Genomic DNA, 14,672 nt, shown 5'->3' on the forward strand with positions numbered 1-14,672 from the left:
TAGGCTAGATAATGCCACGCGCCCAGGCAACCGCCTCTTCGGCGCTCGTAATCTTCCCGTCGAGTTGCAGTTCGAAACTCGCCTTGATAATCTCGCCCAGCTGCTTGCCGGGTTTTAGCCCCAAATCCAGGAGCATCTTGCCCGTGAGGTAGGGCTGTGGGGCCGATTCGAGCAGGCCGTATTTGGCGGCGGAATCCCACAGGGCAGCCGCAAAATCCGAGTTCTGCGCGGTTGCGAAATTTGAGTTCTGCGTGGTTGCAAAATCCGTGCCACCGGTACTTTCGCAGGCGAAAAACCCATGCGGGGCGCACTTTACCAGCAGGCAAAGCAGCTTGAGGCCGCCGAGTTTCACGGCGAGGCGGCGAAGTGCGGGGGCTTCGTGCACGATAGCCGGGTCAAGCGTGCGGAACGTTTCCAGGAGCGGCGGCACGACCTTCAGCAGGTGAACCTCGTTCGTGATGCGTTCCAGGAACTTGAGTGAAGTCCCTGCACTGCCGGCCAGGAGCGCGGCAAACGCGAATTCCATTTTCTGGGCATCGGTAAGCGGTGCGGAGCCACCCTCATTCGAGTCCCGCAGTTCCGCCATCTTGTCGAGAATGCCGCCCAAAGCTTCCCAGGAGCCCTCGAACGGGCGGATTTCGGGGAAATACTCATCGAGCCTTATGTCCAGGAAGGCGCGGAGCCCGAGCGAGGGCCTGCCCGGTTTGAGGAGCCACTTCTTGAATTCCTCGAACAGGCGTTCCACGCTCAGGTCGTCGAGCGAGAGCGTGCGGCAGAGTTCAACAGTCTCGGGCGCGAGCGTGCACTCGAAGCGGCTCGCGAACTGCACCCCGCGCAATATGCGCAGGGAATCTTCCGCAAATGCCGGGCCCACATGGCGCAGCGTATGCGTTTTCAGGTCGCCGATGCCGTCATACGGGTCGCAGAGCGTAAGTTCGGGCAGCTCCATGCCCATCGCGTTGATGGTGAAGTCGCGCCGGAGGGCCGCCTCCCTGAAACTGAGTTTCTCGTCTGTATGCACCACGAATCCGCGGTGCCCGTAACCCACCTTGCTCTCGGTGCGCGGGAACGAGAAATCGAGCGACAGCCCCTTCATGGCGAGGTGAATCACCCCGAACGCCTTCCCGACCAAATTGGTGCGGCCATACTTCGAAAGAATCGGCACCAGAGCGTCCTGCGCCATGTCGTAGACCTCGATATCGTAGTCCCTGCAGGCCTTGCCCAGGAGGGCATCGCGGACCCAACCGCCTACCAGGAAGGCACGGCCACCCGCGGCGCGGATATCGCCCGCGATTTTCAATAAACGGTTCGGCAGTTCCGGCTCGAACCACTCCCCCGCTAGCGTCTGGATGCGTGCCATCTACGGGACCGCCTTACTGGAAACTGCCCGCATCGGCAGCGGACGTGTCCGGGGCAACCTGCGCAGCGTCTTCGCGAACTGCCGTGGATGCGCCCGCAGTAGAATCAACCGCCTTGTAGCGGTCGTATATGCTCAGCGTCTCCTGGCCCGAGGAATCCTTCAGCGCCTCCGAAACGGAGATGTTATTCCTCGCAGAATCGGCAGAAGCGCTGTCCGCCTGCCCGCTCGCCGCATAGCGTTCGTAAATGCCCTGCCTTGTCTGCGCATCGGCACCGCGCTTCTTCGCTTCTTCTTCGCGGCAGACCCGCAATTCTTCTTCAATATAAGCGCGCTGGTCGGGGGAATACGTCTGCGTATCGAGCCTGTACTGGATTTCGGAACACACGAGCCCCTGGCGCTCGCCCGCGCAGGCATACAGGCACAATGCGACAAGAGCCATCCCGCAAACCACAGACAAATTAAATGCAACCGACTTCATACATTCTCCGTCAGCGAATCACGAGGAACTTTCCCCGCTCCTTTTTCGACGAGGTCCTGACCACGTAGTAGTACACGCCGGGAGCGACATACCTGCCGTTTTTCCCCTGCCCGGTCCACTCGACCTTCCCGCCGGCGACCTCGTCACCGACAAAGGAGCGAATCAGCGAGCCGCCCCGGTTATAGATATCCACGCGCGCATTCTCGGCAATATTGTCAATGGTCAGGAACACGTGCTGCCCCGGGCGGAACGGGACCGGGTAAGCCTTCACCTTGGCCACTGCGGAATCCGTCATGAACGTCGTTGTTTCGCGCAAGTCGTTACGCCTATAGCGGGTAATTCCGTTCTCGTGACCGAACCACGCCATTCCCAGGCCCTTGTCTATAGCCACGTCGAGAATCCCGTCCGAAAGGAGGCCGTTCTTTGTCGTGTAGTGAGATACAGACAAAGTATCAAAAGATTCGCCCTTGCGCTCTAGGCGGTACGCACCTTGGTTGGTGGAGCCTACCCAGACATTCCCATGCGGGTCAACGTCTATGGCGGAATACTCCGCGCCCGACAGCCCGTTCGTGGAACTGGGCTTGCGTATCGTATCCTGGTCAAGTTCCATGTAGCCGATATCCGTCGTCGAAACCATCCAGAGCACGTTGTTCTTTTCGTCCAGCGCAAAATCGACCGGAGTCCTCTGCTCGATATTCTGGATCGTCTTGAGCGTGGCCCCGACAATGCGCCCACCGTTCATCGACGGCGAGGGGAAGCGGATTACATCGAGCGCGCCAGTAGAGAACGCGTCGAAGGATTCACGTGCCGACACGTACACTACCCAGTCCGAACCTTCCTGCCTTGCCACGAGCGGCCCGACATGGTGCGAGCTGCCTATCCCGGTAGCGCAACTGGCATCGCCTTCCTTGGTCACGTAGATAAGGCTGTACGTGCCATCGCGCCTTGCCGTCGCCGAAAGGAACCCGGACTTGTCCGGAGCAACGGCAGTCCCGACCGCAACCGTGTAGTTCTCGACATACTGGTCCATGCACGTCTCTTTCCAGGGAGCAAGGAAGTAATAAGGGAGACGGCCCAGTTCCTTAAGAATCATCATCCCCTGCCCCCAGGCATGGTACATCATCAGGTCCGCGTCCAAGATGGAGAGCGCCTTCATGCGGTAGCTGAATGCCTCAGAATGGTTCCCGAACCCGCTAAAGAGGAGCATCGCGTCGGTCCAGAAAGTTCCCTCGCTTATGGCGCCAAAACCCTCGGGAGTAACGGCATACACGCCACCGCCAGGAATCGCCTGGATTTCGTAAACAGTCCCGAGCTTATAGAGCGAATAGTTCGTGACATCTTCCAGCGCTCCGTTTTCGTACCGGAGTATGATATCGGAACCGACCAGGTACGTGAAATTCGCTCCCTCGAGAATCCAGTTGATGCGGCTTTCCCCGGACTTGAACAGGAGCGTATCCGTAAGGGACACTCCCCCGACAATCACGTGCTTCGAATCCCTCGCGAACACGTCGGATTCGACATGCACCCAGGTGGACGGATCCACCAGGCGGAAATCCCGAGAAAGGTCACTCCAGTCCATCTTGCGGGCGTATGTCCCGTGTATGGTCTGGATGAACAGGGAATCGTTACGGCCCGCAATATCCTGCGGCGGGTAAATAGAGAGGGAAACATCGCCCACGCGGTCGACCAGGAGGAGCGACGAGCCGGATTCCGTATCGAAAAAGGCGAGCCCGTCCTCGAACAGTATCGCGATGTACTTGTTTGCAGAAAAGACCTTGCCGGGAACGACGCGGGCCTTGCGCGAAAGATAGGAACGGTTGACGACTTTCCAGCGTTCGCCCTCGTAACGCGCGACAAGCCCATATTCCGAAACGGCAAACAGGCTACCCTTCACGTTGGCCACTGCAGAAAAGGCCGATGTTTCCAGCCCCTTCTCGGAAGTATAGAGCACATCGACTTGCGGGCCCTTGAGACGCATGCCGCCATCGGTAGCGAGCATCAGGTCATCGCCGATGCGGACCACATGCCTAATGGGGAAAGGCTCCGAAAAGCCCTGCCATTCCTCGTTGGCGAAAACGGGAAACAGGCACCCGACAAGGGCAAGGATCGCAAGGAAATTCTTCACAGTACAAAATTACGAATTTATCGCAGGCAAGAAAAGCGATAGACTCGGTTTATTCCGCAATTTTTGTCAAGATGTCGTTTTCCGTGTAGAATCTGCGGAGCTTGGTAAACGCGTAGAGGCGCCTTTTGCGGATGGCGTTTTCGGACAGGCCCAGGATGCAGCTCAGTTCGTGAATCGAAAATCCGCCGAGGTAGCGCATCTCCAGAATCATCCGCTCGAGCGGGCCCAGCAACCCGAGCGTCTTGTAGAGGAACATGCGCTGCTCCACCGTCGCCGGTCGAGAATAAAACGCGGCGTCCTCCTCGCTGAACGGCATGTATTCCGGAGAATCCTCGAGTACCGCCGACATGGTCCTTGTGCGGTAGTGCTCCCACGCCTCGTCCAGATGCGAATTCTTCAGGACGGTGATAATCCAGGGCATGACGTCTTCCCGTTCCAGGAGTCGCCCCAGATTTTCGCAAAACTTGAGCGCCACCGTCTGGAAAAGGTCCCTCGCCTCCTCCGCGGTAGCGCATTTTTGCTCACATAAAGTGTAGATTTCTTCCGAATGCCGGTTCCAGAGCTTTTCTGCCGTTTCGCGAAATTCTATTTTTTCCTGTAAGTGATTAACCATATGACCAAACCCATAACTGAAAGCAGCAAATTTATGAATATCGATACTTTTTTCAAGGCAAAAAAAAATTATGCATCAATCCGTTGCTTTTTTGCCATCATTTTCGGGGTTTTGTCAACAGTTGTTACCAAAACGCAGGCTCAAGAGTTCAACATGAACGCGATGGAGCCCCCGGAAGCGTCGATGGCGTTCTCCGCGGGCAAGCTTTCTGACAAGTCAGAAGTCACTGTTGACATCGTAGTTCCCGACAACTGGCACGTAAACGCGAACGTCGCAGCCGACGAATTCCTGAAGCCCTCGTCCATCGAGATCGCTGCCCGCGGGATTGAATTTGGCGAACCCAAGTGGCCCGAGCCCATCAAGGAATACAACGAAGTGCTCGAATTCGAGAACCTCGTGTTCAAGGGACACTTCCAGATAAAGATTCCCGTGAAGGCGGTGGCCGACGGCTACGACAGCCTCACCACGAACGCCACCTTCCACTACCAGGCTTGCGACAACTCCATCTGTCTTGCACCCGCGAGTGTGGACATTCGCATCGGAAGGAATGCAGGCAGCTTAAAAAAAACGATAAAGGGAACGGGGCGGGATTAAACGGCTCCGCGGGGACGCGCAGGCGTTAAACAACGCCGCGGGTAACGACGGCTCTGCGGGTCAGGGCGGCCTTGCGGGTAAGGAAGGTGCCGCCGCCGTGGCGCTCCTGCTGTTCTTCGCGTTCATTGGCGGTATAATCCTGAACCTCATGCCGTGCGTACTGCCGGTACTTTCGCTCAAGCTGTTCAGCCTTATAAAGCAGGCAGGGCAATCACGAAGCAGGCTCGTCGCCCTCGGGATTTCGACGACCGCAGGCATCCTCGCGAGTTTCTGGGCGCTCGCCGGAATCGTAGCCGCCATCAAGGCCGGCGGCGGCGCTGCGGGCTGGGGAATGCAGTTCCAGAGCGCAGGGTTTATCGCCTTCATGGTCGTCATCCTCACCGCATTCGCGATGAGCTTCTTCGGGGTGTTCGAAGTCTGGCTCCCGGGTAGCGCCACCACGAAGATGGATGCCGCAGGCCACAAGGCCGGGCTTGTCGGCGCATTCTTTACCGGAGCGCTACTCGTGCTGCTGAGCACGCCGTGCTCGGCACCCTTCCTCGGGACAGCGATGGGGTTTGCGTTTACCGCATCGACACCCGTACTCTTCTTGTTCTTTACTGCCGCAGGGCTCGGGCTTGCGCTCCCCTACCTGCTGGTGTGCGCCTTCCCCGCCGTGCTGAAGGTCTTCCCGAAACCGGGCCCGTGGATGGTCAAGCTCCAGAAGGCGATGGGCGTGCTGCTGCTCGCGACTGTCGCTTGGCTCCTGTGGATTGTGAACCAGCAGGCCGGCAACACGGGTGTAGTACTATTCCTGGGCATTGTCCTCGTGAGCGGAGTATTCAGTTTCATCATCGGGAAATTCGCTCCGCCGGGTGTTGCGTTCTGGCGCGAAGCGGTCTTGTTTGCCGCGGCGGCCATCGCCCTTGCCACAGGCTGGTTCGCCTTCGCCGCACCGCAATACGAAAAAGTCCTGAGCGACCGCTTCAATGCCCGCATGGCACAGCAGGTTCTCGAAGACGGGTGGTACCGCTACTCCCCGCAGCTCGTCGCCGAATTTGCGAAGGCCGGAAGGACCATCTTCATAGATGCGACCGCCGACTGGTGCCTTACCTGCAAGGCGAACGAGGCAGCCGTCCTTAGCGACCCGGCGCTGTTGCAGAAGCTGGACAGCGCGGGAGTCGTGCGCATGAAGGCGGACTGGACCCGCGAAACGCCCGAAGTGAACGAACTGCTCTACAGCATGGGAAAGTCGGGCGTGCCCGCATACGCCATTTACCCGAAGGGTGACAAGGGCAAGCAGGTCGTACTGCCGGAACTCTTGACGAGCGGGCTGATACTGGAAGCGATTGTTCAATAAGACTAGGGAGGGGCTCGTTCGACGGCCCCTCCCTAAGACCCTCCCAGCGCGCACATAAAAATTTATGTGCACGTGCGCCTTTCGGCGCGTATAACTCGGGGCAACTTCAGTGGGGCTCGTACGTCAGCGCGCCTTCGCGCCGTTCAACTTGTAGCGCTTTTCGCCGTCACGGATAATCACGCTGTTGCGTTCCCTCTGAACGAAGGGAGCGTTTTGCTTTTGCTCAGTACTCGACGGAATAACGCGGGGAAGACCTGTCCGTTCGCATTCTCCCATGAGAAAACTTCCTATATAGGCATCGCTTTCTAAATTGCCCACATAAGGATTTTTATTTGCAAAATGGATGCAATCCTCAGGGTTCTTTTCACTGCAAACTTTTAATTCAACATCCAAACGGACTCCAGACCAGTTCGAAAAACAGCCCACATCCGCCTCGATAGAAAGCTCGTTGTTTCCGTCGAACGTCATCACCGTATCCGCACCCTTGATTTCAATTTTACGGCTATATACCTTCATAAAATCGACATGCTCAAGCGGTTTATTGATATTGAGTGCAGCGATTGTATCTAGCGGTCCGATATTAGTCATTCCGTGAACATATAACGACACCTTCATCTTCCGCGTCAAGTTGCCAAAGCCCACGTTCTGGATGCGCAGTTTCGCACGTAAAATTCCGTCGGCGCCCACCGTATCGCTCAGCCACGATTCGCGCAGCACGAAGCGATAGCCCAGGTGGTCGTTGATATACTTGAATCCCGAAAGCGAATCGACACGCGCCGGGTCATAGTCGAAATCCTTCTGCTTGAACGGCGTCTTTTTCCAGCTGTCAATCAGGTTGTTGTTCCACTGGATGTTCAGGTAACTTGTATGCGTACGGAAGCCCTCGTACGCAAGAAACTCCGGCGTATTGATGACCTCGTAACCGCTCGCCGTTGTGAGAGCCTCGCCACCATAGGGCGTGTTGATGCTGTACTTTTCAAGCCAGGCCACTCCCTCTTCGCGACAGATGGAAGTCTTGCAATCCGCGCCCCAGGTACCGTAATCGTACTGCGTTCCCAAATAGCCGTCGTTGAACATTCCCACGCGATACATCGTATCACCCTTCGCCTTCGCAATCTCCGCAAACTTCTCGCCATCGATGTGGAAGTCTACACCCCAGTTGTCAAAGCCCAAGACCTTCGCGGAGTAGTTTCCTGTGCGGGTCAGAATTTTCAATTCCGGTGGAGTGTTGCGCAGCATCATGTTCACCGCTTCGGCAACGCGATCATAAGTGATGCTCGTGTCGGAATGCATCTCGCCGTAGGCGCCGTGCATGCCCATCTCGAGCGCTACAATCACGTCGGTATTCTTCGAGAGCACAGGAGCGAGCTGTTCCACGTGCTTCAGCACCCACTCGTGAGCCGGCGTCACGTTGCTGCGACCATTGTACCACGGGTCGTAACAGATGCGCACGATTACGTGCCCGCCAAAGCTGCGAATGTTGTCAAAGGTCTGCTGCAAAACATTCAGGGCGTCCTCGGTCAAGTCCTGGCTAACGCCGCGCACCGTATCGCGCTTTCCACCCGTCGTGTCAATCGAGAGCCACGCATTGCTGCTGAATTCCGAAATTTCGGCACGCAAGTGCAACAGCTTGCCATACGGTTTTTCAATCGGCTTGCCGCCCGAAGGTTTTAAATGCAACACCTGCGGCGTATAGAACCCGCGGTCAAAATTTTCGAGCGTCGCCATCGCATCCGTCGTATCGATAGACTGCTTCACGAGGCCAGCCGCAAAGAGCGGTGCCGTCGCAAACAAGAATATGCCGAGCACGGCAATCTGCACGACATTCCGCGTAATCTCAGAAATCTTCTTCATCGACACCCCCTAATAAAAAAAACGGACACGGCATCAAGCCATATCCGTAATATATATTTTTTTCTCTAAAGAAGATGCCCAGTCAAGCCGGGCATGACAATCTTCTAAGTTCTACCCGCTAAATAGATCCTGCTCCTTCGAACCTAATTCAACTAACGCTCTAAAGAGCGAAGTTTCATATATCGATTCCGTGCTTCGCACTTCACTCAGGATGACACGGAGCCTGCCCTGAGCATAGCGAATGGGTGTCACTTGTTATAAATCGCCTCGAGCGCGGCGGCCAGGTACGCAAGCGGCGCGTTCCAGTTGATGGCCACCTCGTTGGTCGCGTAGCTGCAGCGGTCATCGATATAGGCAAGCGCAGGCTTGTCGGCTGCGGCATAGTTCGGGCACTTCCAGGGTTCCTTGCCATCCAGGTTAATGTCCTGCTTACCCAGGTGCGGGCCACCCACGAGCATTCCCGGCACGGGGTCGTCCACGAAATCCGATTCGCTCGGGCGGTGGTGCGGGTTGCGCGGGCTCCTGTACCCGAATCCCGTCACGTAGGTAATGTCCATCGGGTTCTTGCCCAGCAGGTAGTCGAGGCACTGCTGCGCGCCATCCAGGTAACTCTTGTCGCCGGTAATCAGGTAGGCATGCACCAGCACCATGCCGTTGTTCGCCATTGCGCTGTTAGAGCCCCAGTTCCAGCTCCACGGGAATGCTGGCAGGCGGTAGGCGCTCGTGTCGCCCACGGCACGCAGGTTGTTCGCCTCGTTCAACACGGTCTTCTTCGCGGCAGCAACCAGGTCCTTGTCAAAGTTCGCGGAATCGAGCGCCACGCGGAACGCGGCAATCATGTTCATGTCGCCCCACCAGGCTCCATTCGGCGAGAATGCGTTGCCCTTCAAGTCCTTCAGGTAACCAGCGGCAGCCTTGTCGCCCTTCGCGCCCGCAACAGCCTTCGCACGGTAAAGTTCGGCAGCGGCCCAGCGGAACTCGTCCTTGCCGTCTTCGTTACCGGGCGCATAGCTACCCGTGTTCACGTCGGAAGGTTGCTTGTAGAACGCCTTCGGGTTCTTCTTCGCCCAGGCATACGCGCTTTCCGCAGCCTTGAGCATCTTGTCGGCATACGCCTTGTCGAACTTGCGGTACACCACGCTCGCCTGCGCCATCACGCCCGCAAAGTCGAGCGACGCGGTCACGTTCTTGATAATCGCATAGCGCGGGGCCGTATCGTCCTCGGGCTGCACGCTCCCGCAGAACTTGAGCGTAGAGACCTTGTGGTACACGCCGCCGTCCTTGTCCTGCATGGTAAGCATCCAGTCCAGGTTGTAGCGCACCTCTTCCAGCAGCAGCGGGAGATTGCCGAATTCACGCGGGATATTCCAGGAGAGCGAATCCGCATACTTCGGGAAGTTCTCGTATATCTCGAGCAGGGTCCATACGGTAATGCCCGAGTTCACGATGTACTTGCCGTAGTCGCCAGCATCGTACCAGCCGCGGTCCGACTTGATTACCTGCGTCTTCGGATTCTTCGCCACGTTCTTCGCGCCGGTCGCCTCGGCAAACGTCTTCGCCGTCGCCGCATCGCTCCCGTAAACAATCACCTTGTCATCCATGTGGCCCGCGGCGCGCGCCCACTTGCCCGCGTACTGCGGTTCGAGTGGCATGCTTGCACGCTGGTAGTAGAACCACTTGAGGGCAGCCTTCACGAGGTCGCCGTAGACGCCCTTCCCGACCGCAATCGGGTTGCCCACGTAGGCGCCGGAACGGAACAGGCGGTAGGTTCCCGGAGTCTTGATGGCAGAGATGTCGAAGGTCTGCACCTCCTCGCCGCTGTAATCCCAGTCATAAACATCGGGAGCATTGAGGGTCAGCACCGTCTTCCCGTTCATGTCGCGCACCTCGAGGCCGCTCGCGTCGTTACCCGGATACACGACCGTCTTCTCGGCATCGGGGTAATACCCGAGCTGGTTCACGAGAGGGCCCGCGAAGGCAGAAACTGCAGACAACGAAAGCGCGGCAACAGCGACCGCGCGCACATCAGACACATTCTTGTATACACTCATACCCAGAATATACCTAAAAATACCAGGCACCGGAACCGTTCAAGGGCATTTCCCGTTTTCAAGTGAAAACATCTCCCCAAACAAAAGAAGCCCGGCTCAAGCGAGTCGGGTTTCCTTAATTGCCTGGATCCTTCGGCTTCCCCTATCGCTACGCTCCAGGGTCCGCTCAGGATGACACTATCGCATTACTTTTTGCTGCGGTGGCTGTTCTTGATCCATTCGGTCTTGTGGACTTCCGGGATATCGTCCAGCAGGCGGAGCGTATGCGGTTCGGTCGTGTTGTCGAGCACTTCTGCCGGAGTACCCTGGTTCACGATCTTGCCATCGTGCATGATGAAGATACGGTCGCTAACGTAGTTCGCAAGGCCGATATCGTGTGTCACGAACACCACGGTCATCTTCAGCTCGTCTTTCAACTTGCGGAGGTAATCGAGGATGTTTGCACGCACGCAGGCGTCCACCATGGAGGTAGCTTCGTCGGCAATCAGCACCTTCGGGCGGAGCGCGAAGATACGGGCCAACAGCATACGCTGCATCTGTCCACCGGAAAGCTCGAACGGGTACTTGCCTTCGATATCGGCAGGCATCACGTTCACGGCCATCAGGCCTTCGTCCACGCGGCGGCGGATTTCGTCCTTGGAGGGCTTGTCCTTCAAGATGTTCAGGGCGTCTTCCAGCTGGCTACGGATAGTAAAGAACTGGTTGAAGCATCCGAACGGGTCCTGGAACACGGACTGGACTTCGTTCCAGTGGTCCTTCAGGTTCTTGATGGGCTTGTCGCGGTAAAGGAACTGGCCACGCGTCGGCTTGTAGAGGCCGAGCATGATCTTTGCGAGCACGGACTTGCCGCAGCCCGAACCACCCACGATGGAGATGAATTCCTCGTCATAGATATCAAAGGAAACATCCTTCACGGCGGTCTTCAGGCTCTTGCCCGCACCAAAGTCCTTGCTGATGCGCTTGGCAGAGAAAACAACGGGCTTATCACTTAGCATAATCGCACCTCACGTCACGATCGCCGACAACGCGGAGATTCTGAGTGTTCTTCTTAAACTGGCAATCCTTGGCCTTGCTGCAACGCGGGGCGAAGCGGCAACCCTCAATCTTGTTCTTGAGGCTCGGGGGAGCGCCTTCGATAGCCACCGGGTGGCGGCCACGCTGGCTTGCCTCGGTACTGAGCATGGCGCCCATGAGTGCCTGCGTGTACGGATGGCGCGGGTCCTTCACGACCTGTTCCGCAGTGCCCTTTTCCACGAATTCGCCGGCATACATGATTGCAATGTTGTCTGCAACGTGGTACAGGAGCGGAAGTTCGTGGGTAATGAAGATCATCGTGCTGAAGATGCCCTTGTCAAGAAGATCGAAAATCATCTTGATCACTTCCTTCTGGGTCGAAACGTCCAGGGCGGAAGTCGGTTCGTCGGCAATCACCATCTGCGGGTTGAGCAGGGTGGAAATACCGATAACGGAACGCTGGCGTTCACCGGCGGTCAGCTGGATGGGGTAAGAATCGAGCACGCGCTTCGTGTCCATTCCGAACAGGTCGAAACGTTCACAGAGGCGGTCGTAAATTTCCTTGTGGTCGAGCTTCTTGCCGGGCTGCTGGTGAGCGGCAATCACGTCGGCGGCGATGTCCTTAATCTTGCGGACCGGGTTCAGGGCGTTGAACGCACCCTGCGGAATCATCGAGACCTTCTGGGCCAAGACGTTCGCACGGACGTCTTCCACCTTGCGGTTCATGAGCGATTCCATCTTGGTGCCGTTCCACACGCGCACGTCGCTCTTGCCTTCGGGGTAAAGCGGCGGGATGCACATGCCCATAAGGCCAGACACGAGAGTCGACTTACCGCATCCGGATTCGCCCGCGATGCCGAGGATTTCGCCCTGCTTCATGGAGAAGCTCACGTTCGTCACGGCATGGGTCTTATCGCCGAAGCGGCCCAAGTAATACAGGCTGAGGTTATCTACTTCAAAAACATTTTCTGCCATTTCGTTACCTCTTACTTGCGGAGCCTGGGGTTAAACACGCCTTCCATCGAAGTATTGATGAGGTAGAGCGCGAAAACCGTGAGAGTAATAATGATGGTCGCCGGGAGGAACGCAATCCAGATACCGCCGGAAAGCGCACCGTTGTCCTTCGCCTGGTTCAGAATGATACCGAGGGAAGTGGAATCCAGAGGACCGAGGCCAATCATGGAGATGGAGGCTTCGGAAAGGATACCCGAGGACACCTGCATGATGAACACCATGAACACGTACGAAAGCAGGTACGGGAGCACATGCTTCAGCACGATGGTGAGCGTCGATGCACCGTTGATGCGGGCGAGCGCGATGTGGTCGCGGCTACGCAAGGAGGATGCCTGCGCACGCACGGCACGGGCAGACCAGCTCCAGGCGGTAAGGCCGATGATAAGGCCAATCAGCGTGAGCGAACGGCCATCCTTCACGGCAGAGCTGATGAGCACGAGAATCACGAACTGCGGAATCACGATAAAGATATTCGTGAGCATGTTCAGGACTTCGTCAATCCAGCCGCCACGGAAACCGCCGAACAAACCAACAAGCACACCAATAGTCGTAGCGATGACACCGGCAACCAGGCCCACATAGAGCGAGGAGCGGAGACCCGCAATCAGGAGCGACACGTAGTCACGGCCGAGGTGGTCGGTACCGAGCAGGTGGTCTGCGCTGGAACCGGCGTAGGGGCCAGCCATCATGTCGCGAGCGTTGATGTCAACGTGATAGAAGAGAGGTCCAAAGAGCGCAATCAAAAGCGACAGCACAAAAATGGACACGCCGATCACGAACATCGGGGACTTGAGAAGATTTCTAAGAAGTTTACCCATGATTACTTACCTCCCATCTGGAGACCGGCCTTGACGCGCGGGTCAAAGATTGCAATCAAAACGTCGACCGCGAAGTTAGCGACGAGCACGCAGGTCGAAATCATGAGCGTGCAGCCCTGAATCGTGGCGTAGTCGTTCTGCTGGATGGCGGTGAGCATCGCCATACCGAGGCCGGGGTAAGAGAAGATCATTTCGGTAATGAGGGCGCCGCCCACCATGGAACCCAGAGACTGGGCAAGACCGGTGAGCTGCGGAAGCATGGCGTTACGGAACACGTAGCTGATAATCTTGCCTTCACGGAGGCCCAGCCACTTCGCGTACTTCATGTAGTCAGTACCGAGTTCATAAATGGACATGGAACGCATACCCGTTGCCTGGCCCGAAAGAAGAATCGGGAACACAGAGAAGAACGGGAGCACGTAGTAGAACCCGACGCTCTTGATGTTGTTCCAGGTGAAGGTAAGTTCCGGAATATCCGGGCTGTAGGCGCCCATGGCCGGGAACCAGCCGAGCGTGATGGAGAAGAGCGCCACCAGGAGCATACCGAACACGAAGAACGGCACGCCGTTGAGGAACATGGCGCACGGGAAGAACACCTTGTCGAAGATGCCGCGCTTGTATGCAGCGAAGGCACCGAGGAGGTTACCGACAATCCAGCCGAGGATAATGGTCGGGGCCTGGATAGCGAGGGTCCACGGGAGGGATTCCTTGATAATCTCGGTAACCGGCTTCGGGTACTGGCTGTAAGAAAGGCCGAGGTCACCCTTGAAGACGTTCTTGATATAGACAAAGAACTGCGAAAGGCCAGAAGCAAGCTTCGGGTCGGTCTTGAGAACGACCTGATCAACCATGACCGTATCCTGATGCTCGGCCTGGACCTGCTCCATGACGGCGACAGTCTCGACCTTCGCGACCTTCTTCTTGGTCTTCGGGTCCTTCTCCATCACGGGCTTGCCCTTCGCGTCGAGAACCGGCTTCTCTTCGAAAACCGGATTGCCCTGTTCGTCAACCTTCTGGCGTTCGACCATAACCGGGTTGCCCTCGGCATCGACGTCCTTGACCACCCTGAACACGGGCTTGCCACTTTCATCGAGCTTGGGGACCTTCACTGTCTTGACCTGGCCGTTTTCGTCGACCTCAGGTTCATAGACAACGTTGCCTTGATCGTCAAGTTCGGCCATGCCGAATGCCTTGAGCAAGGTTTCCTTCTTGAGCTTGGCCTGCTCCGGAGAGAGCCCCTGGGCGGCCTTACCCATGATGATATCGACGGGGTTGTTTTCACCCATGCGCGGCAGGGTGAAGTTGATTGCAACCGCTACGACAAACGTCAGAAAGTACCAGAACGCCTTCTGCAGGACATAGCGTAGCATAGGATACTGTTTAAGCATTTATAGTCCTTTTATTCCTTTGAA

The 14,672-nt window shown here is 57.0% G+C and carries 12 protein-coding genes; 2 read left to right on the top strand and 10 right to left on the bottom strand.

Features of this window, described 5'->3' with window-relative positions; all coding sequences use genetic code 11:
• Nucleotides 1-4 precede the first annotated feature (4 nt).
• From CRO08_RS08090 to CRO08_RS08105, 4 genes are read right to left on the bottom strand one after another with little or no spacing between them, the layout of a single operon-like run.
• Nucleotides 5-1,360, bottom strand: coding sequence for a CCA tRNA nucleotidyltransferase (locus tag CRO08_RS08090; protein ID WP_097035840.1), 1,356 nt, complete (start codon nucleotides 1,358-1,360; stop codon nucleotides 5-7).
• A 13-nt stretch (nucleotides 1,361-1,373) separates the two neighbouring features.
• On the bottom strand, nucleotides 1,374-1,838 hold the full coding sequence (locus CRO08_RS08095; protein ID WP_176495103.1) for a hypothetical protein: 465 nt from the start codon (nucleotides 1,836-1,838) through the stop codon (nucleotides 1,374-1,376).
• Nucleotides 1,839-1,848: 10 nt separating this feature from the next.
• The gene (locus CRO08_RS08100) at nucleotides 1,849-3,963 is read right to left on the bottom strand and encodes a gliding motility-associated C-terminal domain-containing protein (RefSeq protein ID WP_097035841.1); all 2,115 of its coding nucleotides are present in this window, start codon (nucleotides 3,961-3,963) and stop codon (nucleotides 1,849-1,851) included.
• 49 nt (nucleotides 3,964-4,012) lie between these two features.
• Nucleotides 4,013-4,576 carry an RNA polymerase sigma factor gene (locus CRO08_RS08105; protein ID WP_097035842.1) on the bottom strand — a complete coding sequence of 188 codons (564 nt, stop codon included), beginning with the start codon at nucleotides 4,574-4,576 and terminating at the stop codon, nucleotides 4,013-4,015.
• A gap of 111 nt (nucleotides 4,577-4,687) precedes the next feature.
• Here CRO08_RS08105 and CRO08_RS17350 point away from each other — a divergent pair, with 111 nt between their 5' ends.
• Together CRO08_RS17350 and CRO08_RS08110 are read left to right on the top strand one after the other, a co-directional pair.
• A complete protein-coding gene (locus CRO08_RS17350; protein ID WP_255252295.1) occupies nucleotides 4,688-5,170 on the top strand; it encodes a protein-disulfide reductase DsbD domain-containing protein in 483 nt (160 codons plus the stop codon).
• 97 nt (nucleotides 5,171-5,267) lie between these two features.
• Complete coding sequence (locus CRO08_RS08110; protein ID WP_255252296.1) at nucleotides 5,268-6,509, top strand: protein-disulfide reductase DsbD; 1,242 nt, start codon at nucleotides 5,268-5,270, stop codon at nucleotides 6,507-6,509.
• 123 nt (nucleotides 6,510-6,632) lie between these two features.
• On the opposite strand, the gene CRO08_RS08115 is transcribed toward CRO08_RS08110, so the two are convergent.
• From CRO08_RS08115 to CRO08_RS08140, 6 genes are all read right to left on the bottom strand, one after another.
• Nucleotides 6,633-8,363: a DUF4832 domain-containing protein gene (locus CRO08_RS08115; protein ID WP_097035843.1), complete on the bottom strand. Its 1,731-nt coding sequence runs from the start codon at nucleotides 8,361-8,363 to the stop codon at nucleotides 6,633-6,635.
• A gap of 248 nt (nucleotides 8,364-8,611) precedes the next feature.
• A complete protein-coding gene (locus CRO08_RS08120) occupies nucleotides 8,612-10,414 on the bottom strand; it encodes a glycoside hydrolase family 9 protein (protein ID WP_255252297.1) in 1,803 nt (600 codons plus the stop codon).
• A 185-nt stretch (nucleotides 10,415-10,599) separates the two neighbouring features.
• Nucleotides 10,600-11,409 (bottom strand): ABC transporter ATP-binding protein, encoded by an 810-nt coding sequence (locus CRO08_RS08125; protein WP_097035844.1) that lies wholly within the window; start codon nucleotides 11,407-11,409, stop codon nucleotides 10,600-10,602.
• Entirely contained in the window at nucleotides 11,399-12,403 is a 1,005-nt protein-coding gene (locus CRO08_RS08130) for an ABC transporter ATP-binding protein (protein ID WP_097035845.1), read from the bottom strand. The genes CRO08_RS08125 and CRO08_RS08130 overlap by 11 nt, the downstream gene beginning before the upstream one ends.
• Nucleotides 12,404-12,414: 11 nt before the next feature.
• The gene (locus CRO08_RS08135) at nucleotides 12,415-13,260 is read right to left on the bottom strand and encodes an ABC transporter permease (RefSeq protein ID WP_072809570.1); all 846 of its coding nucleotides are present in this window, start codon (nucleotides 13,258-13,260) and stop codon (nucleotides 12,415-12,417) included.
• 2 nt (nucleotides 13,261-13,262) lie between these two features.
• Nucleotides 13,263-14,648, bottom strand: coding sequence for an ABC transporter permease subunit (locus CRO08_RS08140; RefSeq protein WP_097035846.1), 1,386 nt, complete (start codon nucleotides 14,646-14,648; stop codon nucleotides 13,263-13,265).
• Nucleotides 14,649-14,672 lie beyond the last annotated feature (24 nt).

The sequence above is a fragment of the Fibrobacter sp. UWT3 genome, assembly GCF_900230125.1.
Classification (GTDB): Bacteria; Fibrobacterota; Fibrobacteria; order Fibrobacterales; family Fibrobacteraceae; genus Fibrobacter.

What these genes read in the sequence shown, in the direction of transcription:
- CRO08_RS08135 (WP_072809570.1), bottom strand. Translation starts at nt 13,260, where the DNA reads ATGGGTAAACTTCTTAGAAATCTTCTCAAGTCCCCGATGTTCGTGATC.
- CRO08_RS08115 (WP_097035843.1), bottom strand. Translation starts at nt 8,363, where the DNA reads ATGAAGAAGATTTCTGAGATTACGCGGAATGTCGTGCAGATTGCCGTG.
- CRO08_RS08095 (WP_176495103.1), bottom strand. Translation starts at nt 1,838, where the DNA reads ATGAAGTCGGTTGCATTTAATTTGTCTGTGGTTTGCGGGATGGCTCTT.
- CRO08_RS08120 (WP_255252297.1), bottom strand. Translation starts at nt 10,414, where the DNA reads ATGAGTGTATACAAGAATGTGTCTGATGTGCGCGCGGTCGCTGTTGCC.
- CRO08_RS08090 (WP_097035840.1), bottom strand. Translation starts at nt 1,360, where the DNA reads ATGGCACGCATCCAGACGCTAGCGGGGGAGTGGTTCGAGCCGGAACTG.
- CRO08_RS08125 (WP_097035844.1), bottom strand. Translation starts at nt 11,409, where the DNA reads ATGCTAAGTGATAAGCCCGTTGTTTTCTCTGCCAAGCGCATCAGCAAG.
- CRO08_RS08105 (WP_097035842.1), bottom strand. Translation starts at nt 4,576, where the DNA reads ATGGTTAATCACTTACAGGAAAAAATAGAATTTCGCGAAACGGCAGAA.
- CRO08_RS08130 (WP_097035845.1), bottom strand. Translation starts at nt 12,403, where the DNA reads ATGGCAGAAAATGTTTTTGAAGTAGATAACCTCAGCCTGTATTACTTG.
- CRO08_RS08140 (WP_097035846.1), bottom strand. Translation starts at nt 14,648, where the DNA reads ATGCTTAAACAGTATCCTATGCTACGCTATGTCCTGCAGAAGGCGTTC.